Origin of the sequence: Pseudomonas sp. OTU5201, assembly GCF_038440135.1 — a bacterium.
GTDB lineage: Bacteria > Pseudomonadota > Gammaproteobacteria > Pseudomonadales > Pseudomonadaceae > Metapseudomonas > Metapseudomonas resinovorans.
This window is the reverse complement of record NZ_JASATC010000002.1, coordinates 156,069-180,676: the sequence shown is the minus strand read 5'-3', so window position 1 is coordinate 180,676 and position 24,608 is coordinate 156,069. Positions and strand designations below refer to the sequence as shown.

Below are 24,608 nucleotides of genomic sequence, written 5' to 3'. Positions count from 1 at the left end.
GCTTAATCTCCTGCTGGGAATAGACCCGGGTCGGCGGCGAAGGCTGAACGCAGCGCTTCGGGAATCGCCCGGGGTTTCAAACTGTCGGCACGTACACAGGCAATCAGGAACTGCCCTTCGCATAGCAATGCGCCATCGGCGGCTCGCCTGACCTGTTGACGAAAACGCAGGCTGGCACGGTTCAACTCGATTACCTCGGCACTGACATCCAGCTCATCGTCCAGCTTCGCGGGCGCCATATAGCGCGCTTCGGCCGAATGCACGACGAACAGCAGGTTCTCCCCGGCCAGCTCCGACTGGGCAAAGCCCAGACTGCGCAGACACTCGGTACGAGCCCGCTCCATGAACTTGAGGTAATTGACGTAGTAGACGATGCCACCAGCATCAGTGTCCTCGTAATAGACACGACAACGATGCTGGAATGGCTGGGCCCCATTTTGCGCGCGCATACTCTAGTGCTTACTCCTAAGGTTGCCAATCCGGCGGGGCAACTGTTTTTTCTTGGCTCAGTCCTTGCCGAGCGCTTCGACCACGAAAGCGTCTATTCGTCACCCGAGCCGAACAGATCGGCTGTCGGATTTTCCGCCATCCGCTTGGGCAGGTTCAGCCCGAAGTGTAAGTAGGCATGACGGGTCACCACCCTCCCCCGTGGCGTGCGCATGATGTAGCCCTGCTGGATCAGGTAGGGCTCGAGCACGTCCTCGATCGTGTGACGCTCCTCACTGATGGCCGCAGCCAGGTTGTCGACACCCACCGGACCGCCGTCGAACTTGTCGATCATGGTCAGCAGTAGACGCCGGTCCTGGTGGTCGAAGCCACGCTCGTCGACATCCAGCAGGTTCAGGGCCTTGTCGGCGATGACGCGGGTGATCTGACCCTGACCACGCACTTCGGCGAAATCGCGCACCCGACGCAGCAGACGGTTGGCGATACGCGGCGTGCCCCGGGCGCGACGGGCAATCTCGAAGGCCCCCTCGGGCTCGATGTGCAGGCCGAGGATGCCGGCGGATCGGGCAACGATCGTGGCCAGGTCCTGGGTGTTGTAGAACTCCAGGCGCTGGACAATGCCGAAGCGGTCACGCAATGGGTTGGTCAGCATGCCAGCGCGCGTGGTGGCGCCCACTAGCGTGAAGGGCGGCAGGTCAAGCTTGATGGAACGCGCTGCCGGGCCCTCGCCGATCATGATGTCGAGCTGGAAATCTTCCATCGCCGGGTAGAGAACTTCTTCGACTATGGGCGAGAGGCGATGGATCTCGTCGACGAAGAGCACGTCGCCGGCTTCCAGATTGGTCAGCAATGCCGCCAGATCCCCAGGGCGCTCCAGCACGGGGCCGGAGGTACTCTTGATGGCCACGCCCATTTCACTGGCGATGATGTTTGCCAGAGTGGTCTTGCCAAGTCCAGGCGGACCGAAAATCAGCGTGTGGTCGAGGGCCTCGCTCCGCCCTTTGGCAGCCTGGATGAACAGCTCCATCTGCTCGCGCACCACCGGTTGGCCGATATAGTCGGCCAGTTTCAGCGGGCGGATGGCACGGTCCAGCTGCTCGTCGCGGTCGCGGCTGCTGGCGGTGATCAGGCGGTCGGCTTCGATCATGCGGGTTTACACCATTCCTTTCAGGGCGCGGCGGATCATTTCTTCACTGGACAACCCGTCTTCCTTGATGGCGGACACCGCGCGACTAGCCTCCGGGGGCTTGAAGCCAAGAGCGATAAGCGCGGCCAGGGCATCGCTCTCGGCACTGGAGACTGCCACGCCAACCCGGGGTTCGACCACCAGGGTGGCGATGGCCGGCATGCTTTCCCAGGCCTTGAAACGGTCCTTGAGTTCCACCAACAGGCGTTCGGCGGTCTTCTTGCCAACGCCGGGAATCTTCACCAGGGTCGACGTATCCTGGGCCTGCACACAGCGCACCAACTCGTCCACTTCCAGGCCGGACATCAGGGCCAGGGCCAACTTGGGGCCAACCCCGTTCAGCCGAATCAACTCACGGAACAACTCACGTTCGCGCTTCTCGAAGAAGCCGTACAACAGATGGGCGTCCTCGCGCACCACCAGATGGGTGTGCAGGGTCACCGGCTCACCTACCGACGGAAGGCGATAAAGCGTGGTCATGGGCACTTCCAGCTCATAGCCCACGCCGTTGACGTCGAGAATCAGGTGCGGCGGTTGCTTCTCAGCCAGGTTGCCGCGCAGGCGTCCAATCACGAATAGCGTCCTATGTATTGGTTACAAACGGAGACGGCCGCCCCGCCGCTTGGCGGTGGCCAGACCATGGGGAATCAGACTCTGCCGGTGGTGCGCGTGGCACAGCGCAATGGCCAGAGCGTCCGAGGCGTCGATCTGTGGCTTTTGCACCAGCTTGAGCAGGTGCATGACCATCATTTGGACTTGTTGCTTGTCGGCGCCGCCGGTTCCAGCGATGGCCTGCTTGACCTGACTGGCCGTGTACTCGGCGATTTCCAGGCCCGCCTCGGCTGCCGCGACTATGGCGGCGCCCCGAGCCTGGCCCAGCTTGAGCGCGGAATCGGCATTGCGCGCCATGAACACCTGTTCGATGCCCATGGTCACGGGCTCGAAGGTGCGAATGACCTCACTCACGCCGCGAAAGACAATCTGCAAGCGTTCATGCAGCGGACCGGCGCCGGTGCGGATGCAGCCCGAGGCGATGTATTCGCAGCCGCGCCCGGTGTCGCGAACCACACCGTAACCGGTGATGCGCGATCCGGGGTCGATACCAAGAATCAGGGTCATGCCGCCGCAAGCTCCACGAACTGACCCAGGGTCAGCACACTGTTTATTCATCCAGCCGCGAGTATACGGACCGGCCCACCAACAAAAAAGCCGGAAGCGCACGGGGCGACTTCCGGCTTCGAGATCACGCAAGCAATCAGCCGAGTTGTTCCATGATCTCGTCGGAGATTTCAGCGTTGTGGTAGACGTTCTGGACGTCGTCCAGGTCTTCCAGCATGTCGATCAGCTTCAACACCTTCTGCGCCGTTTCCACATCAGCGATCGGCGCGGTGATCGACGGGATCATCGCCACCTCGGCCTCGTCGCCCTTGAAGCCAGCGGCGGTCAGGGACTCGTTCACCGAGAGGAAGTCGGCAAAGGTGGTGTAGACCTCGACGGAACCGTCTTCTTCGGCCACGACGTCGTCAGCGCCAGCTTCCAGCGCTGCTTCCATCAAGGCATCTTCATTGACACCCGGTGCGTAGCTGATCTGGCCCTTGCGGTCGAACATGTAGGCAACCGAGCCATCGGTGCCCAGGTTGCCGCCGCACTTGCTGAAGGCGTGACGAACTTCGGCCGCGGTGCGGTTACGGTTGTCGGTCATGGCTTCGACGATGATGGCCACGCCACTCGGCGCATAACCTTCGTAGCTCAGCTCGACCATGTTATCGGCGTCGTTGGAACCGGCACCGCGAGCGATGGCCCGATCGATGGTGTCGCGGGTCATGTTCGCAGTCAGCGCCTTGTCCACGGCCAGGCGCAGACGTGGGTTGTCCGCCGGGCTCGGACCGCCGTGCTTGGCGGCTACCGTCAGCTCACGGATGAGCTTGGTGAATATCTTGCCGCGCTTGGCGTCCTGGCGTTCTTTGCGGTGCTTGATGTTGGCCCATTTGGAATGACCAGCCATAACTCACTCCGTACTCTCTGAACGGACGGCACCTTCTGGCGCCGTCTCGGGTTGGTTCTATTTACTCGGCCTTGGCCTGTTCGCGCAGGCGGATGTTCAACTCGCGCAGGGCCTTGGCATCCACAGCACCCGGAGCCTGGGTCATAACGTCGCCAGCGCTCTGGGTTTTCGGGAAGGCGATGACTTCGCGGATCGACGAAGCGCCGGTCATCAGCATCACCAGACGATCCAGGCCGAAGGCCAGGCCACCGTGCGGCGGGGCACCGTACTTCAGGGCGTCGAGGAGGAAGCCGAACTTCTCTTCCTGCTCCGCATCGTCGATACCCAGCACGCGGAACACCGCCTGCTGCATGGACTTGTCGTGGATACGGATGGAGCCACCGCCCAACTCGGTGCCGTTAAGCACCATGTCGTAGGCGCGGGACAGGGCCGCGGCCGGATTGCTCTCCAGCTCCTGCGGGGTGCACTTGGGCGAGGTGAACGGGTGGTGCAGCGAGGTCAGGCTGCCATCGTCGTTCTCTTCGAACATCGGGAAGTCCACGACCCACATCGGCGCCCACTCCTTGGTGAGCAGCTTGAGGTCATGGCCGACCTTGATACGCAGCGCGCCCAGGGCGTCGCAGACGACCTTGGCCTTGTCGGCGCCGAAGAACACGATGTCGCCGTCAACCGCACCGACGCGGTCGAGGATCACATTGAGGTTCTCTTCGGGGATGAACTTGACGATGGGCGACTGCAGGCCCTCGACGCCCTTGGCGCGCTCGTTGACCTTGATGTAGGCCAGGCCCTTGGCACCGTAGATACCGACGAACTTGGTGTAGTCGTCGATCTGGCTGCGCGGCATGGAAGCGGCGCCCGGCACGCGCAGGGCGGCAACACGGCCCTTCGGATCGTTGGCCGGACCGGAGAAGACTTTGAATTCCACTGCATTCAGCTGGTCGGCAACGTCAACCAGCTCCAGCGGAATACGCAGGTCCGGCTTGTCGGAACCGTAGCGACGCATGGCTTCTTCGAACGGCATGTGCGGGAACTCGTCGAACTCCACATCCAGCACTTCCTTGAACAGCTGGCGCACCATTTTCTCGGTGATTCCGATGATGTCGCTTTCATCCAGGAAGCTGGTCTCGATGTCGATCTGGGTGAATTCCGGCTGGCGGTCGGCACGCAGGTCTTCGTCGCGGAAGCACTTGGCGATCTGGTAGTAGCGGTCGAAGCCGGCAACCATCAGCAGCTGCTTGAACAGCTGGGGCGATTGCGGCAGGGCGAAGAAGTGGCCCGGGTAGGTGCGGCTCGGCACCAGGTAGTCGCGGGCGCCTTCCGGAGTCGGACGACCCAGGATCGGGGTTTCCACATCGAGGAAACCGTTCTCGTCCAGATAGCGGCGAATGCTGCTGGTGATGCGCGCGCGCAGCTTGAGCTTGGCTGCCATTTCCGGACGGCGCAGGTCGATGAAGCGGTAGCGCAGACGGGTTTCTTCACCCACGTCGGAGTACTCGTCCAGCGGGAAGGGCGGAGTCTCGGCCTGGTTCAGGACTTCGAGCTCGTAGCCCAGCACTTCGATGGCGCCAGACGCCATATTGGCGTTGCGCGCGCCTTCCGGGCGCAGGCGGACCTTGCCGGTGATCTTGACCACGAATTCACTGCGTACGCGGTCGGCGCGGGCGAAGGTTTCTTCGCGATCCGGGTCGAACACCACCTGGGCCAGGCCTTCGCGGTCACGGATATCGAGGAAAATGACCCCGCCGTGGTCGCGGCGGCGGTGTACCCAACCGCAGAGGGTGACTTCCTGGCCGTCCAGGCTCTCGTTCAGTTGGCCGCAATAGTGGCTGCGCATCATGGTCGTGTTTCGCTTCTCTTGAGTCGTGAGTTCGTCCGCCCACCGAAGGACGGCAGAGCATCCGGCGGAGGTGCAACCCCCTGCCGGACAGGCCGGGGTTCGCGGCAAAGAGCGGGATTATATAGCGTAAATTGTCACCGCGCAGCCGCCTGCCCCGCCACCCCGGAAGCCCTGATCGAGAGCGGGGTCGCTTGCTGGGCCGCAGGGCAGTGTCTAATCTCGCCAACACTCGCCCGACGGACGGACGCGACGCACACAAGGAAGGAGCGGAGATGCAATCGCTTGCAGGGAAAGTCGCAGTAATCACGGGGGCTGGCTCCGGCATCGGTCGCGCCCTGGCCAACCAGTTGGCCGACCAGGGCTGCCACCTCGCTCTTGCGGATATAGATGTCGAGGGCCTCGAAGCCACTGCCGCGCCGCTGCGTCGAGATGGCCGGCAACTCTCCACCCATCCACTGGACGTCTCTGACCGCAACGCCGTACAGGCCTTCGCCGGCAATGTGCTGACCCACCACGGACAAGCTCACCTTGTGATCAATAACGCCGGCGTGGCGGTGTCCCAGACCATCGCCGAGCTTAGCTACGACGACTTCGAGTGGCTGATGGGCATCAATTTCTGGGGCGTAGTCCACGGCACCAAGGCTTTCCTGCCTCACCTGCTGAGCAAGGGCGAAGGCCACATCGTCAACGTGTCGAGCATCTTCGGCATCATCAGCATGCCCACCCAGGGCGCCTATAACGCCAGCAAGTTCGCGGTGCGCGGCTTCACCGAAGCGCTGCGCCAGGAACTCTGCGGCACCGCGATCAAGGTCAGCTGCGTCCATCCCGGAGGCATCCGAACCAACATCGCCCGCTCGGCGCGCTTTTATCAGGGCATCGATGGCAGGACCGACGCCACCAAGGCCGCTGCCCACTTCGACAAGCTGGCGCGCACCTCTGCGGATCAAGCCGCACAGATCATCATCAAAGGCATACAGGCCGGTCAGCCGCGCATCATGGTCGGCGCCGATGCCCGCTTCCTCGACCACCTGCAACGCCTGCTACCCGCCAACTATCCTCGCCTGCTGGGCAAGCTGCTGAAGAAGAGTTGAACCCCGTACAGACCAATGACTTCTAAGCATCGCCTTCATTAATAGAAGACAAGGCTACCCCCTACCCACCCCGTGTTAGGCTTTGCCCATCACGGCCCCGGTCCGGGCCACAAGCTACCGAGAGGAGAACTGGTATGGAAATCAACATCGGAATCGCCGAACAGGATCGTGCCGCCATCGCAGAGGGTCTTTCCCGCCTGCTGGCCGACACCTACACCCTCTATCTCAAAACTCACAACTTCCACTGGAACGTCACCGGGCCGATGTTCAACACCCTGCACCTGATGTTCGAAGGGCAGTACAACGAACTCTCACTGGCAGTGGACGCCATCGCCGAACGCATACGCGCCTTGGGCTTCCCAGCGCCCGGCACCTACGCTGCCTACTCTCGCCTGTCTTCCATCAAGGAAGAAGAAGGCGTGCCAGCTGCCGAGGACATGATCAAGCAACTGGTCCAGGGCCAGGAGGCCGTCGTGCGTACCGCCCGTGGCATTTTCCCGCTATTGGACAAGGTCAGCGACGAACCCACCGCCGACCTGCTGACCCAGCGCATGCAAGTCCACGAAAAGACTGCATGGATGCTCCGCAGCCTGCTCGCCGCCTGACCTCCAGGCACATAAAATAGGCCCGGGAAAGCCGGGCCTTTCGCTATGCGCGAAAGCCCGCCTGATCTATGCTCTGGCAATTCGATATCTCGCCACAGTGAAGTGCATGAGCAAGCCTCCGAAACATCCGTCGCTGCTTGAGCTTTTCCCCGAAGAAACCCGTGAGGCGGCCGACCTGCTGAAGCAGGCCATTCCTCACATGGTGCGCCATGCAATACCGCCAAACCCGGTGCACTACGCCCTCTGGTACACCTACAGCAAGGGCGTGGAGCCGGACCTAAACCGCCGACTGGACAAGATCACCCACGATTTCGACATCTTCCCGCCGGAATCAGCCATCAAGCTGTTCCGCGAATACATCATTCGGGGAGAACTGGAAGAGGCGCGTCATGGCCAGCAACAGGTCATCGACCTGGTGGACGACATCGAGGGCGACGTCAGCCGCAGCGTCAATGGCAGTCAGGCCTACCAAAGCAGTCTGACGGCGGGACTGGCCGCCCTGCACGAACCCATCATCGACGATCTACCCAGCGTACTGAACCATCTCCAGGAAAGCACCCAACTGATGCAGGAGCAGCAGGAGCAGTTCCTCTATCGCCTGCGCGCTGCACAGGCGGAAATCCAGAACCTGCGCAACCAACTGGAACGCGCGCAACTGGCCGCCACCCTGGACGGCCTGACCCAGGTATTCAACCGCCAGGCATTCACTCGCCTGCTGGAGCAATCCCTGAAAGGCGGCCAAGAAGGCCTGGCGCTGGTGATGCTGGATATCGACCACTTCAAGCAATTCAACGACCAGTTCGGCCATCCACTGGGGGATCGCGTGCTCCAGCACGTAGGACAGCTGCTGCGGGAGCTGTTGCCAGCGCGCGCCATGGCCGGCCGCTACGGCGGAGAAGAGTTCTGTGTGGTACTGCGCGACTGCCAGGACCTGGACGCTGCACGGACCTTTGCCGAGCAACTGCGCAACAAGATGCAAGCACTGCGCGTGAAAGTCCGCCGCACAGATCAAGTGCTCGACACGATCACCGCCAGCTTCGGCCTGGCCCTGGCGGAACCCGGCGACACCCTGGAAAGCCTTGTCACCCGGGCCGACGATGCCCTCTATCAGGCCAAACGCAATGGCCGCAACCAAGTGCATCCGCCAGCCACGGAAGAAGCGCTAACCGCTTGATTTGAGTAGCCCTCTCCTTTCCTGTTAAATACAGCCGGTGCCGCATGTCGATCCAGCGACCTGGGGCATAGGCCGATGGCATGCCCTCTTCATCTCGCGTGGCCCGGCTCTTCCGTTAGAGATTCCGTTTCTAAGGTGAATCCATTGAACATACTGAAAATCGTCCATCTGTTGACGGGCGCTGCCGCTTTGCTGCTGTCCTTCATTCCTAGCCTGCGCGCTGACGCCCTCCCCTACCTGCAACAACCCGATGCGCTTTACCTGGCCTTCTGCGGCCTGCTCAACCTGCTACTGGCGCCGGTGGTTCCTGCCTGGGCCAAGGGCCTTCACAACCAGTTGCAGAACCTGGTTTCCGCCCTGCTAGTACTGGCAGTGATCCTGCAGACCCTGATTCTCCTGGCCCCTCTGCCGACGATCGGCGAGCAGCCGGCCGTCCTCGTCAGTCTCCTCGCAGTGATTCTCGCCGTCGCACTTCATCTGGCCATCAACCTGCGCAAGGTAACCCAGGCACCGCTACTGCCCCAGGACATATCCAACCGCGAAACCGGCACAGTGAAGTGGTTCAACACCTCCAAGGGCTTCGGTTTCATCTCCCGTGACTCCGGAGATGACATCTTCGTGCACTTCCGCGCCATTCGCGGCGAGGGCCACCGCGTGCTGATCGAAGGCCAACGCGTGGAGTTCTCGGTAATCCAGCGGGACAAAGGCCTACAGGCCGAAGACGTGATTGCCGCACTGCCCAGCCGACGCTGATAGCAACAACGAAACAGACCACCAATTGGCGGCCTGTTTCATGGGTGATCAGTAATGGGGCGGGGGCGCCTCGTCCTCACTAGACCCGTACTGGCCAAGCAGCTCCTCCTGACGCTTGGCCAGTGCCGCCACTTGAAGCTGCAGGCGATCCACCACTTTCTGCTGCTCAACCAGTACATCGTTCAGGGTCTGGATGGTGTCATCCTGAAAAGCCAGTCGGCTCTCCAGGTCAGCAATGCGTAGCTCCAAACTCATGACTCACTCCTCCACGAAGCGGAAATCATCGGCCAGTACCAGGCGCAGCTTGGCGCGAATGGCAGCCACATCCTCAGATGAGTAAGCCACTGCCGGATGGCGCCCCCAGACCGGAGCAGGCCAGGCCACATCCTCACGGCGCCGCGCGATTACATGCATGTGAAACTGACTGACCACATTACCTAACGTCGCGACATTCATCTTGTCGGCCCCAAAGGTGTCCTTGAGGGTTTCCGCCAGGAACGTGGTCTCTTGCCAGAGTTGACGCTGCTCGTCAGCGCCGAGCTGGAACAGCTCACTGACTTCCTCGCGACGCGGCACCAGAATGAACCACGGGTACTGGGCATCGTTCATCAACAGCAGGCGGCACAGGGGAAAATCACCGATGGGCAGAGTGTCCTGCTGAAGTCTTGGGTCCAGGGCGAACATACTGGCCTCTCCTGTTCGACGGTAGGGGATTCGAGATTAGCACCCTGCCACAGCCATACAACCAACGCAGGGGCGCGCAGCATAGCCAAGGCGCGCGGTGAGCGGAACTCGGAGTGCCCCGCCATCTATATATAAGGAAGCAAAGCGATACAGCGCACCAGAATCGCGCACGACCCGCGTTTCGTTACCTCTCGCCACACTCGAGTTACGCTCCGCAAGCCAGACCGCAGCCACTGACCATCCAAGGCTTTGGCGTGATCGCCTGTCAATAGCCACCCGACGCGCAAAATGCCTCATTTCGGGGCAGAGACTTTCCGCTCCAAGCATGCTGGGATCAGGCATTGGCCAAGCTGGAACGACCGCACCACGTGGGTAAGGGAGGTTTTCTTTCCGTCCTCCCCAGTTTGTGCACGGTTGTTGCTTAACAGGTGCCAGGTCACACGCGGGAACGGGAACAACTCCAATGGACGCCCACCCGCATAGTGCCTCGAATACATAGGGGATGAAGGGATGCAAGGCCGAATCTATAGATATGCGACACAGGTCTTTTCGATTTGCGACAGCACTGTGAAGAAATCGTAAGGACTAGGTTTCAACTATCGCCATAATTGTCGCCGTGCTATAAGTTAGCGCCGACACAAAAAGAAAGAACCGCCTTCCATAAATAAGAAAGCGGCGAGAATCTTCAAAACCAAAGGAGCAATCACAATGCAAGTGATGAAGTGGAGCGCACTGGCTCTGGCCGTGACCGCCGGTAGCATGCAGTTGGCTTTTGCCAGCGCCCAGGAAGAGTCCAAGGGCTTCGTAGAAGACAGCAACCTGACTCTTCTGAACAAGAACTTCTTCTTCTACCGCGACTTCCGTAACAACCCTTCTACCAGCCAGAACTACCGTAAAGAATGGGCCCATGGCATCAGCGCCATGTACGAGTCCGGCTTTACCCAAGGCGCTGTTGGCTTCGGCGTTGACGCCCACGGCATGCTGGGCCTGAAGCTGGACAGCGGCAACGGCACCAACGGTACCGGCCTGCTCCCCACCGGCTCTGACGGTCGCTCCCAGGACGATTACTCCTATGCGGGTGGCTCCGTTAAAATGCAGGTGTCCAACACCCAGCTGAAATACGGCAACCTGTTCCCGACCGCTCCGGTATTCGCTACCGGTACCGCTCGTCTGTTCCCTGGCTCTGCTGAAGGCTTCCAACTGCTGAGCAGCGAGATCGAAGGCCTGAACATCGACGCCGGCCACTTCACCTCCATCCGTGATGGCAGCGCCTCCACCAACAGCCACGGCGAAATCACCACCACCTACACCGGCATCGCCAGTGATAGCGCCGACTACGTGGGCGGTTCCTACTCCTTCACCGACAACGTCAGCGCTAGCCTGTACGGTGCCGAGCTGGAAGACATCTGGCGTCAGTACTACGGCAACCTGAACTGGAACATCCCGTTCAGCGACAGCCAAGCGCTGAACCTGGACTTCAACGTCTACCGCACCCTTGATGAGGGCCAGGCCCTGGCTGGCGATCTCGACAGCACCGCCTGGTCTGCCGCCGCCGCCTACTCCATCGGCGCCCACAAATTCACCCTGGCCTACCAGAAAGTGAACGGCGACGAACCCTTCGACTACATCGCGATGGACGGCCAGAACTCCGGCGACTCCATCTACCTGGCCAACTCCGTTCAGTACTCCGACTTCAACGGCCCGAACGAGAAGTCCATCCAGGTTCGCTACGACCTGAACATGGCTGAGTACGGCGTACCTGGCCTGAGCTTCATGGCTCGCTACATCACTGGTGAGGACGTTGACGGCACCAAGGCCGACCCGACTGGCGCCTTCGCAGGTGCAATCGGCGACGACGGCAAGGAGTGGGAACGCGACATCGAAGCCAAGTACGTGGTTCAGGAAGGTGCTGCTAAAGACCTGTCCATCCGTATTCGTCACGCCAGCTGGCGCGCCAATAACGACATGGCCTTCTTCGGCTCCGCTGGCGGCACTGCCAACGACGAAATCCGTGTGATCACCGAGTACCCGCTGGATATCCTGTAATATCCCTCGCGTACACGTAAGTGATAAAAGAAACCCGGCCTAGGCCGGGTTTCTTTTTGCTCAAACTTTAATCACCCAAGGGCAACGCATAAGTACCCGTTACATGTGCGACGAGATTCTCTTCCTCACCTTGCGAATAAAGGGACACTTCACAAACTGCTTGACGGCGTCCAAGTTTAAGTATCCGCGCTTCAGCAACTAGATCCACTGGTTTGGGTTTCGCGAGGAAGTTGATATTCAAGTTGGACGTCACAGCCATCTCGACTTTACCGAGCCGTCCTAGCACGACTGCATACATGGCTGCATCGGCCAGCGCCATGATGGTCGGACCGGACAAGGTTCCTCCTGGACGCACCAATCTGGACTGGAAAGGCACCCTCGCCAGCGCGCCCTGATCGTCGATCCGCTCGATACGGAGGTCGATATCCTCTGCCATGGGCACTCCAGCGCGAATCAATGCTTCAACCTGCTCTGCTGTCAGACTCACTACGTCGCCCTCCTCCCTCTACGGGACTGCAATCCTGTACGCCACTTGATCAGGGCCGTACAATGCCGAGCCATTCAAACCCATCGCAACCGACAGAACGGCCAAACATGCGTACCAGTCAGTACCTGCTGTCTACCCTCAAGGAAACCCCCACCGATGCCGTGGTAATCAGCCATCAGCTGCTGCTGCGCGCCGGCATGATCCGCAAGCTTGCCTCCGGCCTCTACACCTGGCTGCCAATGGGCCTGCGAGTACTGCGCAAGGTCGAGACGGTGGTCCGTGAAGAGATGAACGCCGCCGGTGCGCTGGAAGTATTGATGCCCGCCATTCAGCCTGCAGAGCTGTGGCAGGAGTCCGGTCGCTGGCAGCAGTACGGCCCGGAACTGCTGCGCCTGAAAGATCGCCATGACCGTGACTTCTGCGTCGGCCCGACCCACGAAGAGGTCATCACCGACCTGGCGCGCAACGAGCTGAACAGCTACAAGCAGCTGCCGCTTAATTTCTATCAGATCCAGACCAAGTTCCGTGACGAGATCCGCCCGCGCTTTGGCTTGATGCGTGGCCGCGAGTTCGTGATGAAGGACGCCTACTCCTTCCACATGAGCCAGGAATCGCTGCAAGAAACCTACGACCGCATGCACCAGGCCTACTGCAACGTGTTCAGCCGCCTGGGCCTGGACTTCCGTCCCGTACTGGCCGACACCGGCTCCATCGGCGGCACGGGCTCCCACGAGTTCCATGTGCTGGCAGACTCCGGTGAAGACGATATCGCCTTCAGCGACAGCTCCGACTACGCCGCCAACGTTGAAAAGGCCGAAGCCCTGCCCCGCGAGACCGAGCGTCCCGCCGCGAGCCAGGAACTCAAGCTGGTCGACACTCCGAATACCAAGACCATCGCCGACCTGGTGGAAAACTTCGACCTGCCGATCGAAAAGACCATCAAGACCCTGGTGGTGCATGCCGCCGAGGAAGGCAAACTGGTCGCCTTGATCGTCCGCGGCGACCACGAGTTGAACGAGATCAAGGCTGCCAACCTGCCTCAGGTCGCCAGCCCGCTGGTTTTCGCCAGCGAAGCCGAACTGCGCCAGGCCATTGGTGCCGGCGCGGGCTCCCTTGGCCCGCTGAACCTGCCGTTGCCCTGCGTGGTGGACCGCTCCGTGGCCCTGATGAGTGACTTCGCCATCGGTGCAAACATCGACGACAAGCATTACTTCGGCGTGAACTGGGAGCGCGACCTGCCCCTGCCGGAAGTCGCCGACCTGCGTAACGTGGTCGCTGGCGACCCGAGTCCGGACGGCAAGGGCACCCTGGTGATCAAGCGCGGCATCGAAGTCGGCCACATCTTCCAGCTGGGCACCAAGTACAGCGAAGCCATGAAGCTGAACGTGCTCAGCGAGCAAGGCAAGCCGGTCACGCTGATCATGGGTTGCTACGGGATTGGCGTCTCTCGCGTGGTCGCGGCTGCCATCGAGCAGAACTACGACGATCGCGGCATCCTGTGGCCTGAAGCCCTGGCCCCGTTCCAGGTCGCCCTGGTACCGCTCAAGTACGAGACCCCAGCCGTCAAGGAAGCCACTGACAAGCTCTACGCCGAGCTGCGCGCAGCAGGCGTCGATGTGCTGCTGGATGACCGTGACAAGAAAACCAGCCCCGGCGTCAAATTCGCCGACATGGAGCTGATCGGCATTCCGCACCGCATCGTGGTAAGCGAGCGCGGCCTGGCCGAAGGCAACCTGGAATACAAGAACCGCCGCGAAACCGACAGCCAGGCTGTGCCGGTGGCTGAGGTTCTGTCCTTCATCACCGCCCGCGTGAATCGCTGATCGAAAGAATGTCCATGCGTAGTTCCCATTACCTCGTCGGCGCCGCCTTGTGCGGCACCCTCTTCGTCAGCGGCTGTGCCAACCATTTGCCACAGCGCAGTGAGCACGAGGAGCGTGTCGAGCGCAAACTGCTGAACCATAGCCTGCAGATCGACGTAGGTGATCCACAGGTACTGGAACTGCCACAACGACGCATCCGCATCAACGAGCAGAAAACCTTCGAAGTCACTGAGTTCGAAGTTAGCCGTCACTACGATCGCTACACGCCCTACCAACCCTGGCGGGAGCTCTACGAGGTTCCGTTGGGCGCGGTAGCGGTAGTAGCCGGTATTGGCGCCAACGTGCTCAACGTGGTGTTGCTTGGCAGTCTGCCGGACACGGCAACCAAGGACTGGATCAGCTACGGCTTTGCCGGCCTCAACCCGGCAATGAACGTCGAATCCAACGGCCGTTCCGAGCAGAACCTGGCCAGCATCGACGAGAAGCAGCAGGACAAGCGCATGGAGTATTCCAGCCTGCCCTGGGCCGAACGTCCGGTACTGGTGAAGTTGGGCGGCCACACCCATGAGCTGCTGACCGATCGCAATGGCATCCTGCGCCTGAACCTGCTGGACGGCCCTTTCGCCGACCAGGACATCAGTCGCATCGGCCAGCTCCTGCTGAGTGTCGAAGACCCTATGGACAGCGCCCGAGCCGATGCCACCCTGGGCATCAGCCACGCCTTGCGTGGCAAGCTGGTGGAAGCCCATGCGCTGATCTTCGAAGACCTCGAAGACGACGAAGTCCCGCAGTGGGTACATCGGGTGAAGCGCCTGTCGGAGCTGGGTCTGGAAGAAGAAGCCAGTGAACTGGAGCAGAGCCTGATCGAGCTGACGCGCAACGATCCGGAGCTGCAGCAGGAGTTTCTCCAATCGCTGATGAAAGATGCCGGGCGACTGGCTGCCGACCCCGGCGATTCGGATTGAGTCCTTCCAGGAGCGAGCCTGGCTCGCTCCTGCATTGCGGACTCAGCGCCGCACGATAAAGCCGGTTATACCCTGCAGCGGCTGCTCCTGAAGCTCCACGCCCGTCACCTTCGCCTCGGCCGGTCCATGCTCCAGCCATGCGGCCAACTCTCGCACCGCGCCGTCCTCCCCCTCCACCAGCAACTCGACCCGGCCGTCAGCCAGGTTACGTACCCAACCATCCAGCTCCAGGCGGTCGGCCTGCTCCTGCGTCGACTGGCGATAATAGACACCCTGCACCTTGCCGCTCACGTAGCCATGCAGACAGATTCGCGCCATCGCCCTACCCCCCTTTGCGCAGGTCTTCGAGGCGCGCGGTCAGGCCCGCCGCAGTCTGCTCGCCCAGCAAGCGCTCCCGCAACTTGCCCTGAGCATCGATGATGTAGGTGACAGGCAACGCTTCACTGCGCGGCAGGTCGTAACGCGTGGACGGGTCCTCTGCCAGCACCGTGAACTGGATGCCCATTTTCTGCGTGGCCTGGCCGAGCTCATCGCCCTTCAGCCCATCGAAGTTGACCCCCAGCACCTTTACGCCCTTGTCACGCTGCTGCTTGGCGAAAGCGTTGAGTTCGGGGATCTCCGTCCGACAGGGCGCACACCATTCGGCCCAGTAATTGATGACCAGCCACTGGCCTTCGAGGCGTTCAACCGCTACTTTCTGTCCATGCTGATCGACGCCAACGTCGTCCGAGCAGCTGGCCAGGAGCAGGCCGGCGCCCATCAGTGCGAACACCCCTATTACAGCCTGGAGTCGCGATCCCATGCATTCGGTCCTCGTGTACGCGGGGTTGGTATGACGCTCGATGCCCTGCGCCTGGAAGTGCCGGACATCCTGGAAGAAAACAGCACTCCACTGGCAAGCGTTCCGGCGCTCCTCGCGCAAGCGCGTCAACTCCCTCAGGATAGTGCCCTGCAGCAGGTCCTGGGGCTTTTGTTCAGGCTCAACCGCAGCGCCCTGACCTTACTCGAAAGGCAGCGCGTGCTGCAAAGCTTCAGCGAGGAGTTTCGCCACTACGCCCAGTCCTACCAAGACCGGACGGTGCCGCCCACCCTCTTCGTCAAGTTCTGTGACGAACTGGCCTGCGGATTCAAGCGCCTGCTGCTGCAGATTCTCCAGGGGCACCAGCCTTCGCGCCCGCACCTGGCGTGGTGTTTGTACATGACCCAGCACTTCCTCGCCCAGACCCAGCTGCGCCACTACCAGCTCTATCAGGAACCCAGCCCGCGTCTGTGGCGCGACAGCCACCTGCTGTACTGGATCGGCGAGCACCAGAATTGCCTGGACGAGCCGGTTGCAGCCGCCTTCCGCCCCACGCCAGCGAACACCCTGCGCGGCCTCTACCAGCAGATGCTGCTGCTGGCCCTGAGCAACCCATTCCATCTGAGCGACGGCGAATGCCCGCTGCTGTTCGGCGCCCTGGCGCCGCTCGCCAGCCTTGCGCGGCTTCTCCCCTGGGATGAGGAAGACGAGAATGGCAGCCCGACCGTCGACCTGACCGAATCCCAGCCTTGCTTGCCACTGGATCAGTGCCCGGACGGTGCCAAGACTTATCTGCGCCGTTTCGAATTGGGTGCGCTGTTGATTGCCGTGCATGAACCCGCTCCCCTGCGCAGCGAAAGTGAAAACCAGCTCCTTGAGAAGGTTCGCAAGCACTGGCTGGGACGCCAGCAGCGCCGCCATCCGCGCACCGAACAATCGGGGCAGTGCCAGTTGGTGGTGGGCCTGGCCGCCATCCATGCCGAATTGCTGGCCCAGCATCCTGGCCGATGCGACGCGCAGTTGCTTGATGCCAGCCCTGGCGGTGCTCGCCTGCTTTGCCATGGCGATCTTGGCAACCCGTTGCCGGTGGGGCAGCTAGTGTTGGTCCAGGCCCTGGGCTCACCGGTGCTCGCCCTGGTGCGCTGGCGTTACCAGAACACCGAGGGGCTTCACCTCGGCCTGCGCTACCTGAAGGGCCTGCCACGTCCGGTCTGGTTGCGCCGTGCGCCTAACGCTCAGACACATCCCGGTGTACTGCAGAGCACGCCAGAACCCGGCAATGGCTGGCACCACGGTCTGTGGCTGCCGTGCAAACAGTTCGGTGAAGAAGAGAACCTCTGGCTGCAGCTGGCCAGCGTGAACAACCAGGCCATCGTGCAACTACCAGAACCTAATCTCTGCACCTCGCTGGTGGCTCGCTATCGCCTGCAACTTGCCTGAGTGGTCAAACTGCGAGGCGGGTCACGTCATCCGGTGGCCAAGGCGCACAGTTCGCGTGGGAATGGCTGCTTATAATCCCGGCTCATCGGTACGATCGTACCTTTTCCAGCCTGGATGCCCCATGCAACAGCAAGACAGCCTGATAGGCCCAGTCCCTGCCCGCGTCGTCGAAGTCGCCCGCTCCATCCTCACGCCGTTCGAAGGCCGGGTGGCAGATTTCAATGTGGCGGCCTGGCTGCACCTGCCGGGCATGACGGATCTGCCGGTCTCGCTGCAGGTGACCTACATGGACGGCGAACAACGACGCGAAGTCGCGGTGGATCACGGCAGGCTGAATACCAAGGGCAAGATCCTGCTGGCCGGTATCGCTCGCTTGCCTTTCAAGCAGAAGATCGACCAGATGCAGGTGCGCCTTCGCTCCGCCGTCCCGATCAAGGGACTACTGGTTGAAGAACTCTTCGTGCAGCCCGTGGAACTGGCCGAGCCAGCCAACCGCCAGGTACGTGCCTGACGGGCTTCAGCCGGGCAGCGCCCGATTGCTTTCCTGGGACGGTAACTCAACCCCGTTCTGCTCCACTTGCACGACCACTGGCGCCAGGGATTCCGGCCAGTGACGGAACTTCAGCCCGGTCACCCGGTTCAGCCCCTCCAGCGCCCGTTGCGGTGCGCGCTCGTGCAGGTGGATCAGTTTGTCTTTCGCGGTACCCATTGCCTTCATCCCCTGGCCATCGGTTCGATGGCCCCTTCCCTGTCAGTGCCATAAACATGCCAACCGCATCAGCCCGCAACCACACGGCCTGCTGTTGGATCGAGCCGATGCCGTCTACTGTCCACTGACAAATTTCGTCAGTCGTGCCCCGGCTTGAGCCATTGCGCCAGGCTGCCACCAAACAAGGCCTGCTGCTCTTCCTCAAGCAGCTCCAGAGCCTTGCGCAGTGGCGGATACCACGCCTCATCCAGATGTTCGGGCAACTGGCCAAGCCGTGGCAGCGGCCAGGGCGTGTGGACGAGTAGCTGATAAAAACCGTAGCCGCTCAAATCACGACAGAGCACCCACGAACCGCCACTGGCACGGCAGACCAGGTGCTGACTTTCCAGCAGCTCCAGCATCTCGAGCCACTCATCCTCCGGCAGGTGCCAGCCGGCCCGCTGTACATCCAGGTGACGCACCGGCATGCCGCGTAACTGCCGATCATGGAACACCCGCAGGATCCCGAGTAGCACCAGCAAGCGCGGCAACGCACGGCGACGCCAGTGCCATGGCGTGGAAAGGTTGCACACCAGCTCGGCACCAAACAGCACGATGACCCAGGACAAGTAGATCCACAGCAGGAACAACGGCACCGTGGCGAACGCACCATAGATCAGTTGGTAGCCAGGAAAGAAGCTGACGTAGAGGCCGAACAGTGCTTTGGCGGCCTCGAACAGCAGCGCGGTGAAAACGCCGCCCGCCAAAGCGTGGCGCACTGGCACTCGGGCGTTGGGTACCGCGGCATAGATCAGCGTGAAAGCGGCAATGCTGGATAGCAACGGCATGAACCCGAGCAGGGTCTTGGCGCCGATCAGCGCATCCGGACCGGAAAGCAGCGACAACGAGGTGATGTAGGTACTGACGGCGAATCCCGCGCCCAGCAGCAAGGGACCAAGACTGAGAATCGCCCAGTAAAGCAAAAAGCTGGAAACGCCCCGCCGCGGTTGGCGCACGCGCCATATGGTGTTGAAGGCCTTCTCGATGGTCACCAGCATCATGAACGCGGTCACGACCAGCAGGCCGACGCCGACCCAGGTCAGGTGCCGCGCCTGCACCGTGAAGCCGCGCAGGTATTCCTGCAGGGTTTCCCCCGTGGAGGGCACGAAGTTACGGAAGATGAAGCTCTGGATCTGCTCGCCGGTGCCCTGGAACGCCGGAATGGCCGAGAGCATGGTGAACGTCACCGTCATCATCGGTACCACGGCGAACAGGCTGGTATAGGTGAGGGCTGCGGCGCTGTTGGTACCACGATCGGCAATGAAGCGTTGCAGCAGAAAGCGCCAGAATTCGACGACGTCGGTGAGGCGTTGGCGCATTCCATCTCCTTGATTCATATCGGCCCGGCCCGACTCAGCAGACCGCAACCACGGTGCACGGTTCAGGCCGACACCGTGACACGGTTAGAATAGCCGTCTCGACCATGCCCATGCGACCCCCGACATGACGGAACTGACCCTCTACCACAACCCGCGCTGCTCCAAATCCCGCGGCGCCCTGGAGCTGCTGGAAGCCCGGGGCCTGGCTCCTACCATCGTGCGCTACCTGGAAACGCCGCCTAGTGCCCCCGAATTGCGAGACCTGCTGGCCAAGCTGGGGCTGACCGCCCGCCAGCTATTGCGCACCGGTGAAGATGAGTACAAAGCCCTCAGTCTGGACGACACCAGCCTTTCCGAAGAGGAACTGATCGCCGCCATGGCCGCCCATCCGAAGCTGATCGAACGCCCCATCCTGGTCGCCGGTGACAAGGCCGTGATCGGCCGTCCGCCAGAGAAGGTACTGGAGATCCTTCCTTGAGCGCGCCCTACATCCTGGTTCTCTACTACAGCCGCCACGGCGCCACCGCCGAGATGGCCCGGCAGATCGCCCGTGGCATCGAGTTGACCGGCCTGGAGGCGCGCCTGCGCACCGTACCCGCGGTGTCCTCGGAGTGCGAAGCCGTGGCTCCGGACATCCCCGCCGACGGCGCCCTCTACGCCACCCTCGACGACTTGCGCCACTGCGCTGGTCTGGCGCTAGGCAGCCCCACCCGCTTCGGCAACATGGCAGCGCCGCTGAAGTACTTTATCGACGGCACCAGTAGCCTCTGGCTGACCGGCGAACTGGTGGGCAAACCGGCAGCGGTGTTCACCTCAACCGCCAGCCTGCACGGTGGCCAGGAAACGACCCTGCTGTCGATGCTGCTGCCACTGATGCACCACGGCATGCTGGTCACCGGCCTGCCCTACAGTGAGCCAGCGCTGCTGGAAACCCGTGGCGGCGGCACCCCCTACGGGGCCAGCCACCATGCCGGGGCCGACGGCAAGCGGCCGCTGGACGAACACGAAATCGCCCTCTGCCGCGCCCTGGGCCAACGTCTGGCGCAAACAGCACAACGCCTGGAGACCCCGCGTGGCTAGAAAACCCAAGAAACTGCCGGAACTCACCTGGCTGGCTCCGCGCATGTCTGCCAGCCGAGTAGTCAGCCTGGTGAGCTTCATCGCCCTGGCCCTGCTGTTGACTGTGAACACTCTATTCTTCGCTGACCTGCACGGCGCCAGGACCTGGGTGGTCCTGGCCATCCAGTTGGTCCCGCTGGCCCTGCTTGCCCCCGGCATGATCCTCGGCAACGCTCGCGCCCATGCCTGGGCCTGCTTCGTGGTTAACCTCTATTTCATCCAGGGCGTACTCGCCGCCATCGACCCGGCACGCAGCCTGTTCGGCTGGTTGGAAGCCGGCCTCAGCCTGCTGTTGTTCTGCGCGGCGCTGCTCTATACCCGGTGGCGTTTCCAGTACAACCGCAAGCTCGCCGGGGAGTAGTTCCCGCCCGGAAATGAAAAAGCCCGGATTCCGATCCGGGCTTTTTCCTGGGCGACCATCAGGAAGCGCTCGTGACTACCAGCCAAAGATTTCCTTGAGGAACGGAATGGTCAGCTTGCGCTGGGCCTGAAGCGATGCCTGATCAAGGATATCCAGCAGGTCGAACAGCAAGTTCATGCTGCGCGGGCCACGGGTCAGGATGAAGCGTCCGACTTCGTCGGTCAGGTGCAGGCCACGGCGGGAGGCACGTAATTGTAATGCCCGCAGCTTGTCTTCGTCGGACAGTGCATGCAGCTGGAACACGAGCGCCAGGGTCAGGCGCGACTTCAGGTCCGGCAGCTTGATACCCAATTCGCGAGGTGACTTGCTGGCCGACAGGAGCAGCTTGCGGCCGGCGTCGCGAAGACGGTTGAACAGGTGGAACAAACCCTCCTCCCATTCCGACCGCCCAGCCAGTGCATGCAAGTCGTCCAGGCAGACCAGCTCGCACTGTTCCAGGTTGTCGAAGACTTCCGGGCCGTAGTGCACCAGTTCGTCCATGGGCAGGTAGATTGCCTGCTCGTCGCGCTGTTCGAAGCGCAGACAGGCGGCCTGCAGCAGATGACTGCGCCCGGCGCCTTCACCTCCCCACAGATAGATCAGGCTCTCGGTCCAGCCGGCATCGGGTTCGCACAGGCGTTCGACGTAGCCGAGTGCCGCAGCGTTGGCGCCGGGATAGAAGTTGGCGAAGGTGGCGTCGTCACGCAGACGCACACTCAGGGGAAGCTGGATCGGTGTCATGCCGTACTGGGAGGGTCGTCGGGACCGCTACTCGACTGTCCGTAAAGATCGGAAAGTTTATAGAAATCATGCGCATGGCGCAGCAAAACCATAATGATTGCCGCCACGGGTAGTGCCAGCAGCACGCCGGTGAAGCCAAACAGCTGGCCGCCAGCAAGTATCGCAAAGATTACCGCCACCGGGTGCAGACCAATGCGATCGCCCACCAGCAGCGGGGTCAGCAGCATACCTTCAAGTAACTGCCCTATGGTGAAAACCGCCACCACACCTATCAATGGATAGAGCTCGAAGCCCCCGTACTGGAACAGTGCCGCCAGCACCGCAGCGCCGAAACCCACCACGAATCCCATGTAGGGCACGATGCTGGCCAGCCCGGCCACCAGGCCGATCAGCAACCCCAGGTCCAGCCCCACCAGCATCAGCCCGGCGGCGTAGATCAGTCCCAGCGCCAGCATCACCAACAACTGGCCCCGCACGAAAGCACCCAGCACTTCATGGCACTCGCCTACCAGCACGACGACATAGGACTCGCGGCTGCGGGGCAATAAGCCACGGAGCTTGGCCACCATCAGGTCCCAGTCCCGCAGCAGGTAAAATCCGACGACCGGAATCAACAGCAGGTTGCCCAGCCACCCCAACAGCGCCAGGCCCGAGGCCGTGACGCTCGTCAGCAAGGTACCGGCAATGTCGGTGGTCTGGCCGAGGTGGCCACTGATCACCGCCTTGAGTCTATCGAAGCGCCAGAAGTCCCCAGGCAGTCCGAGCTGGGCCTGAACCCAGGGCAGCGCACTCTGCTGCAACCAGTCGAGCATCTGCGGCGCCACCTCGTAGAGGCGGAGGAGCTGACGGCCGAGCATGGGCAAGAGCACCAGCAGCAGCGCCAGCAGGATCAGTCCAAACAGGCCGAATACCAACGCCACTCCCCAGGTGCGGGACAGGCCCAGCCGCTCCAGGCGATCCACCAGCGGATCGCCGAGATAGGCCAGCAGCATGCCCACCAGGAAGGGCGAGAGAACGGGGTGCAGTTGGTAGAGCAACCAGCCCAGAAACAAAAAGCCACCCAGCCATAGCCAGCGGCGCGAATCGGTCATGTCAGGCCCTCATCCTTGCGTAACGAAATTTCCGTCCCCAATCCCAGACGTAGTGGGCTCCGCTTCCCAATGTCACCACCAGCACTATCCAGCTCAGCGGCCAGCGCAACGAAGCCAGTGCCGGCGCCAGGCTGAGTTCCAGCAGTACGTACAGCACCAGGAGCATCTGCAGCAACGTGCTGAGTTTGCCCAACCAGCTCGGCGAAAACTCCGCCGGCCCCGCCAATACGCGGAACAACCCGGCCCCCAGCACTATCAGCAGGTCCCGCAGGAACACCACCAGCGCCAGCCAGAGCGGCAGCACCTGTGTAATGGTCAGGCAAATGAAGCAGGTCACCAGCAGGAGCTTGTCGGCCAGAGGGTCGAACAGCGAGCCGAAACGGCTCGTCCAGTGGTAACGCCGGGCGAGAAAACCGTCCAGGGCATCGGAGCTGGCCGCCAGGACGAACAGCACCAGGGCCTGGTCATGTCGATCGGACAGCAGCAACCCGGCAATGGGCAGAACCAGTGCCAGGCGCAGCAGGGTCAGCAGATTGGGCAACTGGTGCATGGCATCCCCGTCACGGGCAGGCCAGCAGTGTACGCCCGCTACCAGTGGAAGCGCAGCAGGTTGTTGCGCGGCACCACCTGAGGTGCTGGCGCGGCCTGAGGATCAGCGGACGGGGCGGGTACAGCGGGCACCTCGGGCGGCGACTCCTGGAGTCCAGCCAGGGCCAGTTGGGCACGCAGCTGTTCGGGAGTGGCGGTCACCTGGAATTCCAGGCGGTCCCCCTCGACCTTGAGCAGGCGTGCGCCGAACGGCTCCAGCAGGCGCGACAGCTCGGCATAACGCTCCAGGTTGGCACCTTGCACCTCCAGCTCCAGGGTTTGCCCGGCACCACGTGCCACCACAAAGCGCGGCGCCAGACGCTGGCTCACCGCCGACATCACGGCATCGGCCACCGCCGTGCTGTCGGCCCCTTCAGCAGTACCCTGCTCGCGGCTGTCCCCCAGCCACAAGCGCCATTGGGCCTGCCACTTGCCGTCGGTCTCGCTGGCATCCACTGCCAACAGGGCATCCGCACCATAACGCTCAGACGCCTGGGTCAGTGCGCCGGGCGTGGCGGAGGTGAGTTGTTCGGGAGTCGCCAACAACTGCTCGTTGAGGTCGGCGAGCGGAAGGTGCAGCGGCAAACCACGGTTCTGCGCTGCCTGGTGCAGTGGTGCTGCCGTTTCCTGGCCGTCACCGACCAGGCTGTTGCTACCCTCACCGGAACGGTTCAACCACCAGGCGAGAATGGCCGGGCGGTTGGCGCTCCACAGCGGGATGCCGGCCTGGCGCAGCGTTCGCTCGGCGGTGATCGGGTCGAAATCCACCACCAGGGTCTGGCCCTCATAGCCGTACTGACTGATGAGTTGCTGCGGGTCCTTGCGTACGGCTTCCAGGGCCGGGCTCTGGGCTGCCTTGGGGTCACCGGACAGGCGTAGAACCAGCGTGTCCAGGGCGCGTACCAAGGCCTGATTGCGCTCCTCCGGCTGCTGCGACGTAACGGGTTCACGAACCTGGTAGAGGTTGTTGACCGTTTCAGCATGGGCCGACGGGCCGAAAAGCGTGAGACAGAGCAGGAAAACGGAAGCGATCAGGCGCATGGTGGACTCTCTGTAGGCGGACAGATGCAGCATAGGCCGCAATCGAAGGGCTATACCTTAATCAGCCCTCTGGCGCGCGGCAATGCGGGCGTTTTTCCGTTCTTTTCTCCCGGGGCCGACCGCTGCCGATGGCCGCTACCGGGCAAGCCTGATAAAATCGCGCGCCTTCGCAAACCGGCAGCCAGACTTGCCGGTCGATCCTCGAATTTCCCCTATAGG

At 62.1% G+C, this 24,608-nt stretch carries 29 protein-coding genes and 1 pseudogene; 13 read left to right on the top strand and 17 right to left on the bottom strand.

The features are described 5' to 3' along the window. Nucleotides 1–2: 2 nt before the first annotated feature. The 6 genes from ybgC to aspS all read right to left on the bottom strand — a co-directional run bounded on the left by ybgC (nt 3) and on the right by aspS (nt 5,475). Nucleotides 3–449: a tol-pal system-associated acyl-CoA thioesterase gene (gene ybgC, locus AAHM40_RS02115; protein WP_028627597.1), complete on the bottom strand. Its 447-nt coding sequence runs from the start codon at nt 447–449 to the stop codon at nt 3–5. Nucleotides 450–541: 92 nt separating this feature from the next. Continuing rightward, complete coding sequence (gene ruvB, locus AAHM40_RS02110) at nt 542–1,594, bottom strand: Holliday junction branch migration DNA helicase RuvB (RefSeq protein ID WP_342243216.1); 1,053 nt, start codon at nt 1,592–1,594, stop codon at nt 542–544. Between the two features lie 6 nt (nt 1,595–1,600). Next, a complete protein-coding gene (gene ruvA / locus AAHM40_RS02105) occupies nt 1,601–2,206 on the bottom strand; it encodes a Holliday junction branch migration protein RuvA (RefSeq protein WP_028627595.1) in 606 nt (201 codons plus the stop codon). A 21-nt stretch (nt 2,207–2,227) separates the two neighbouring features. After that, on the bottom strand, nt 2,228–2,752 hold the full coding sequence (ruvC, locus tag AAHM40_RS02100; protein ID WP_028627594.1) for a crossover junction endodeoxyribonuclease RuvC: 525 nt from the start codon (nt 2,750–2,752) through the stop codon (nt 2,228–2,230). Nucleotides 2,753–2,888: 136 nt separating this feature from the next. Beyond that, nucleotides 2,889–3,638, bottom strand: coding sequence for a YebC/PmpR family DNA-binding transcriptional regulator (locus tag AAHM40_RS02095; RefSeq protein WP_342243215.1), 750 nt, complete (start codon nt 3,636–3,638; stop codon nt 2,889–2,891). Nucleotides 3,639–3,699: 61 nt separating this feature from the next. Next, nucleotides 3,700–5,475 (bottom strand): aspartate--tRNA ligase, encoded by a 1,776-nt coding sequence (aspS, locus tag AAHM40_RS02090; protein ID WP_342243214.1) that lies wholly within the window; start codon nt 5,473–5,475, stop codon nt 3,700–3,702. Nucleotides 5,476–5,747: 272 nt separating this feature from the next. On the opposite strand from aspS, the gene AAHM40_RS02085 reads away from it, so the two are divergent. From AAHM40_RS02085 to AAHM40_RS02065, 5 genes and pseudogenes are all read left to right on the top strand, one after another. Beyond that, on the top strand, nt 5,748–6,566 hold the full coding sequence (locus AAHM40_RS02085) for an SDR family NAD(P)-dependent oxidoreductase (RefSeq protein WP_342243213.1): 819 nt from the start codon (nt 5,748–5,750) through the stop codon (nt 6,564–6,566). A 134-nt stretch (nt 6,567–6,700) separates the two neighbouring features. Next, the gene (locus AAHM40_RS02080; protein WP_280286138.1) at nt 6,701–7,171 is read left to right on the top strand and encodes a Dps family protein; all 471 of its coding nucleotides are present in this window, start codon (nt 6,701–6,703) and stop codon (nt 7,169–7,171) included. A gap of 106 nt (nt 7,172–7,277) precedes the next feature. Further along, nucleotides 7,278–8,345 (top strand): GGDEF domain-containing protein, encoded by a 1,068-nt coding sequence (locus tag AAHM40_RS02075; protein WP_342243212.1) that lies wholly within the window; start codon nt 7,278–7,280, stop codon nt 8,343–8,345. A 75-nt stretch (nt 8,346–8,420) separates the two neighbouring features. Continuing rightward, a pseudogene (locus tag AAHM40_RS02070) lies at nt 8,421–8,819 on the top strand (cold shock domain-containing protein membrane protein); the annotation flags it as partial. 54 nt (nt 8,820–8,873) lie between these two features. Beyond that, nucleotides 8,874–9,098, top strand: coding sequence for a cold shock domain-containing protein (locus AAHM40_RS02065; RefSeq protein ID WP_162945915.1), 225 nt, complete (start codon nt 8,874–8,876; stop codon nt 9,096–9,098). 48 nt (nt 9,099–9,146) lie between these two features. On the opposite strand, the gene AAHM40_RS02060 is transcribed toward AAHM40_RS02065, so the two are convergent. Both AAHM40_RS02060 and AAHM40_RS02055 read right to left on the bottom strand, forming a co-directional pair. Further along, nucleotides 9,147–9,353 carry a SlyX family protein gene (locus tag AAHM40_RS02060; protein WP_342243211.1) on the bottom strand — a complete coding sequence of 69 codons (207 nt, stop codon included), beginning with the start codon at nt 9,351–9,353 and terminating at the stop codon, nt 9,147–9,149. Between the two features lie 3 nt (nt 9,354–9,356). Next, on the bottom strand, nt 9,357–9,782 hold the full coding sequence (locus AAHM40_RS02055) for an HIT family protein (RefSeq protein ID WP_342243210.1): 426 nt from the start codon (nt 9,780–9,782) through the stop codon (nt 9,357–9,359). A gap of 708 nt (nt 9,783–10,490) precedes the next feature. On the opposite strand from AAHM40_RS02055, the gene AAHM40_RS02050 reads away from it, so the two are divergent. After that, on the top strand, nt 10,491–11,828 hold the full coding sequence (locus AAHM40_RS02050) for an OprD family porin (RefSeq protein WP_342243209.1): 1,338 nt from the start codon (nt 10,491–10,493) through the stop codon (nt 11,826–11,828). Between the two features lie 67 nt (nt 11,829–11,895). Here the strand turns inward: AAHM40_RS02050 and AAHM40_RS02045 are convergent, their stop codons facing one another. Further along, nucleotides 11,896–12,309, bottom strand: a complete 414-nt coding sequence (locus AAHM40_RS02045; protein ID WP_342243266.1) for a PaaI family thioesterase — start codon at nt 12,307–12,309, stop codon at nt 11,896–11,898. A gap of 113 nt (nt 12,310–12,422) precedes the next feature. On the opposite strand from AAHM40_RS02045, the gene AAHM40_RS02040 reads away from it, so the two are divergent. Further along, entirely contained in the window at nt 12,423–14,138 is a 1,716-nt protein-coding gene (locus AAHM40_RS02040; RefSeq protein WP_342243208.1) for a proline--tRNA ligase, read from the top strand. A gap of 8 nt (nt 14,139–14,146) precedes the next feature. Next, nucleotides 14,147–15,103: a hypothetical protein gene (locus AAHM40_RS02035; protein WP_342243207.1), complete on the top strand. Its 957-nt coding sequence runs from the start codon at nt 14,147–14,149 to the stop codon at nt 15,101–15,103. 42 nt (nt 15,104–15,145) lie between these two features. On the opposite strand, the gene AAHM40_RS02030 is transcribed toward AAHM40_RS02035, so the two are convergent. Both AAHM40_RS02030 and AAHM40_RS02025 read right to left on the bottom strand, forming a co-directional pair. After that, nucleotides 15,146–15,421, bottom strand: coding sequence for an acylphosphatase (locus AAHM40_RS02030; RefSeq protein ID WP_342243206.1), 276 nt, complete (start codon nt 15,419–15,421; stop codon nt 15,146–15,148). 4 nt (nt 15,422–15,425) lie between these two features. Next, a complete protein-coding gene (locus tag AAHM40_RS02025) occupies nt 15,426–15,905 on the bottom strand; it encodes a TlpA disulfide reductase family protein (RefSeq protein WP_342243205.1) in 480 nt (159 codons plus the stop codon). A 30-nt stretch (nt 15,906–15,935) separates the two neighbouring features. Here AAHM40_RS02025 and AAHM40_RS02020 point away from each other — a divergent pair, with 30 nt between their 5' ends. Both AAHM40_RS02020 and AAHM40_RS02015 read left to right on the top strand, forming a co-directional pair. Beyond that, nucleotides 15,936–17,342 (top strand): PilZ domain-containing protein, encoded by a 1,407-nt coding sequence (locus AAHM40_RS02020; RefSeq protein WP_342243204.1) that lies wholly within the window; start codon nt 15,936–15,938, stop codon nt 17,340–17,342. Between the two features lie 121 nt (nt 17,343–17,463). Beyond that, nucleotides 17,464–17,853 carry a hypothetical protein gene (locus tag AAHM40_RS02015; RefSeq protein ID WP_342243203.1) on the top strand — a complete coding sequence of 130 codons (390 nt, stop codon included), beginning with the start codon at nt 17,464–17,466 and terminating at the stop codon, nt 17,851–17,853. A 6-nt stretch (nt 17,854–17,859) separates the two neighbouring features. Here the strand turns inward: AAHM40_RS02015 and AAHM40_RS02010 are convergent, their stop codons facing one another. Beyond that, nucleotides 17,860–18,051: a hypothetical protein gene (locus tag AAHM40_RS02010; RefSeq protein ID WP_342243202.1), complete on the bottom strand. Its 192-nt coding sequence runs from the start codon at nt 18,049–18,051 to the stop codon at nt 17,860–17,862. A gap of 137 nt (nt 18,052–18,188) precedes the next feature. Next, nucleotides 18,189–19,409 (bottom strand): virulence factor BrkB family protein, encoded by a 1,221-nt coding sequence (locus AAHM40_RS02005; protein ID WP_342243201.1) that lies wholly within the window; start codon nt 19,407–19,409, stop codon nt 18,189–18,191. Between the two features lie 124 nt (nt 19,410–19,533). Between AAHM40_RS02005 and arsC the strand changes: the two genes are divergently transcribed. The 3 genes from arsC to AAHM40_RS01990 are packed head-to-tail and all read left to right on the top strand — an operon-like array spanning nt 19,534 to nt 20,889. Beyond that, on the top strand, nt 19,534–19,887 hold the full coding sequence (gene arsC / locus AAHM40_RS02000; RefSeq protein WP_342243200.1) for an arsenate reductase (glutaredoxin): 354 nt from the start codon (nt 19,534–19,536) through the stop codon (nt 19,885–19,887). Next, nucleotides 19,884–20,489 carry an NAD(P)H:quinone oxidoreductase gene (gene wrbA, locus AAHM40_RS01995; protein WP_342243199.1) on the top strand — a complete coding sequence of 202 codons (606 nt, stop codon included), beginning with the start codon at nt 19,884–19,886 and terminating at the stop codon, nt 20,487–20,489. The genes arsC and wrbA overlap by 4 nt, the downstream gene beginning before the upstream one ends. After that, nucleotides 20,482–20,889: a DUF2069 domain-containing protein gene (locus AAHM40_RS01990; protein WP_342243198.1), complete on the top strand. Its 408-nt coding sequence runs from the start codon at nt 20,482–20,484 to the stop codon at nt 20,887–20,889. Before wrbA ends, AAHM40_RS01990 begins: the two co-directional genes overlap by 8 nt. A 75-nt stretch (nt 20,890–20,964) precedes the next feature. Here the strand turns inward: AAHM40_RS01990 and hda are convergent, their stop codons facing one another. From hda to AAHM40_RS01970, 4 genes are read right to left on the bottom strand one after another with little or no spacing between them, the layout of a single operon-like run. Beyond that, nucleotides 20,965–21,669: a DnaA regulatory inactivator Hda gene (gene hda / locus AAHM40_RS01985; protein WP_342243197.1), complete on the bottom strand. Its 705-nt coding sequence runs from the start codon at nt 21,667–21,669 to the stop codon at nt 20,965–20,967. After that, on the bottom strand, nt 21,666–22,760 hold the full coding sequence (locus AAHM40_RS01980; protein WP_342243196.1) for an AI-2E family transporter: 1,095 nt from the start codon (nt 22,758–22,760) through the stop codon (nt 21,666–21,668). Before AAHM40_RS01980 ends, hda begins: the two co-directional genes overlap by 4 nt. 1 nt (nt 22,761) lies before the next feature. Continuing rightward, the gene (locus tag AAHM40_RS01975) at nt 22,762–23,310 is read right to left on the bottom strand and encodes a CDP-alcohol phosphatidyltransferase family protein (protein WP_342243195.1); all 549 of its coding nucleotides are present in this window, start codon (nt 23,308–23,310) and stop codon (nt 22,762–22,764) included. A 38-nt stretch (nt 23,311–23,348) separates the two neighbouring features. After that, nucleotides 23,349–24,389, bottom strand: a complete 1,041-nt coding sequence (locus AAHM40_RS01970; RefSeq protein ID WP_342243194.1) for a DUF2066 domain-containing protein — start codon at nt 24,387–24,389, stop codon at nt 23,349–23,351. Nucleotides 24,390–24,608: the final 219 nt, after the last annotated feature.

What these genes read in the sequence shown, in the direction of transcription:
- ybgC (WP_028627597.1), bottom strand. Translation starts at nt 449, where the DNA reads ATGCGCGCGCAAAATGGGGCCCAGCCATTCCAGCATCGTTGTCGTGTC.
- ruvB (WP_342243216.1), bottom strand. Translation starts at nt 1,594, where the DNA reads ATGATCGAAGCCGACCGCCTGATCACCGCCAGCAGCCGCGACCGCGAC.
- ruvC (WP_028627594.1), bottom strand. Translation starts at nt 2,752, where the DNA reads ATGACCCTGATTCTTGGTATCGACCCCGGATCGCGCATCACCGGTTAC.
- AAHM40_RS02095 (WP_342243215.1), bottom strand. Translation starts at nt 3,638, where the DNA reads ATGGCTGGTCATTCCAAATGGGCCAACATCAAGCACCGCAAAGAACGC.
- aspS (WP_342243214.1), bottom strand. Translation starts at nt 5,475, where the DNA reads ATGATGCGCAGCCACTATTGCGGCCAACTGAACGAGAGCCTGGACGGC.
- AAHM40_RS02085 (WP_342243213.1), top strand. Translation starts at nt 5,748, where the DNA reads ATGCAATCGCTTGCAGGGAAAGTCGCAGTAATCACGGGGGCTGGCTCC.
- AAHM40_RS02080 (WP_280286138.1), top strand. Translation starts at nt 6,701, where the DNA reads ATGGAAATCAACATCGGAATCGCCGAACAGGATCGTGCCGCCATCGCA.
- AAHM40_RS02075 (WP_342243212.1), top strand. Translation starts at nt 7,278, where the DNA reads ATGAGCAAGCCTCCGAAACATCCGTCGCTGCTTGAGCTTTTCCCCGAA.
- AAHM40_RS02060 (WP_342243211.1), bottom strand. Translation starts at nt 9,353, where the DNA reads ATGAGTTTGGAGCTACGCATTGCTGACCTGGAGAGCCGACTGGCTTTT.
- AAHM40_RS02055 (WP_342243210.1), bottom strand. Translation starts at nt 9,782, where the DNA reads ATGTTCGCCCTGGACCCAAGACTTCAGCAGGACACTCTGCCCATCGGT.
- AAHM40_RS02050 (WP_342243209.1), top strand. Translation starts at nt 10,491, where the DNA reads ATGCAAGTGATGAAGTGGAGCGCACTGGCTCTGGCCGTGACCGCCGGT.
- AAHM40_RS02040 (WP_342243208.1), top strand. Translation starts at nt 12,423, where the DNA reads ATGCGTACCAGTCAGTACCTGCTGTCTACCCTCAAGGAAACCCCCACC.
- AAHM40_RS02035 (WP_342243207.1), top strand. Translation starts at nt 14,147, where the DNA reads ATGTCCATGCGTAGTTCCCATTACCTCGTCGGCGCCGCCTTGTGCGGC.
- AAHM40_RS02030 (WP_342243206.1), bottom strand. Translation starts at nt 15,421, where the DNA reads ATGGCGCGAATCTGTCTGCATGGCTACGTGAGCGGCAAGGTGCAGGGT.
- AAHM40_RS02025 (WP_342243205.1), bottom strand. Translation starts at nt 15,905, where the DNA reads ATGGGATCGCGACTCCAGGCTGTAATAGGGGTGTTCGCACTGATGGGC.
- AAHM40_RS02020 (WP_342243204.1), top strand. Translation starts at nt 15,936, where the DNA reads ATGACGCTCGATGCCCTGCGCCTGGAAGTGCCGGACATCCTGGAAGAA.
- AAHM40_RS02015 (WP_342243203.1), top strand. Translation starts at nt 17,464, where the DNA reads ATGCAACAGCAAGACAGCCTGATAGGCCCAGTCCCTGCCCGCGTCGTC.
- AAHM40_RS02010 (WP_342243202.1), bottom strand. Translation starts at nt 18,051, where the DNA reads ATGGGTACCGCGAAAGACAAACTGATCCACCTGCACGAGCGCGCACCG.
- AAHM40_RS02005 (WP_342243201.1), bottom strand. Translation starts at nt 19,409, where the DNA reads ATGCGCCAACGCCTCACCGACGTCGTCGAATTCTGGCGCTTTCTGCTG.
- arsC (WP_342243200.1), top strand. Translation starts at nt 19,534, where the DNA reads ATGACGGAACTGACCCTCTACCACAACCCGCGCTGCTCCAAATCCCGC.
- hda (WP_342243197.1), bottom strand. Translation starts at nt 21,669, where the DNA reads ATGACACCGATCCAGCTTCCCCTGAGTGTGCGTCTGCGTGACGACGCC.
- AAHM40_RS01980 (WP_342243196.1), bottom strand. Translation starts at nt 22,760, where the DNA reads ATGACCGATTCGCGCCGCTGGCTATGGCTGGGTGGCTTTTTGTTTCTG.
- AAHM40_RS01975 (WP_342243195.1), bottom strand. Translation starts at nt 23,310, where the DNA reads ATGCACCAGTTGCCCAATCTGCTGACCCTGCTGCGCCTGGCACTGGTT.
- AAHM40_RS01970 (WP_342243194.1), bottom strand. Translation starts at nt 24,389, where the DNA reads ATGCGCCTGATCGCTTCCGTTTTCCTGCTCTGTCTCACGCTTTTCGGC.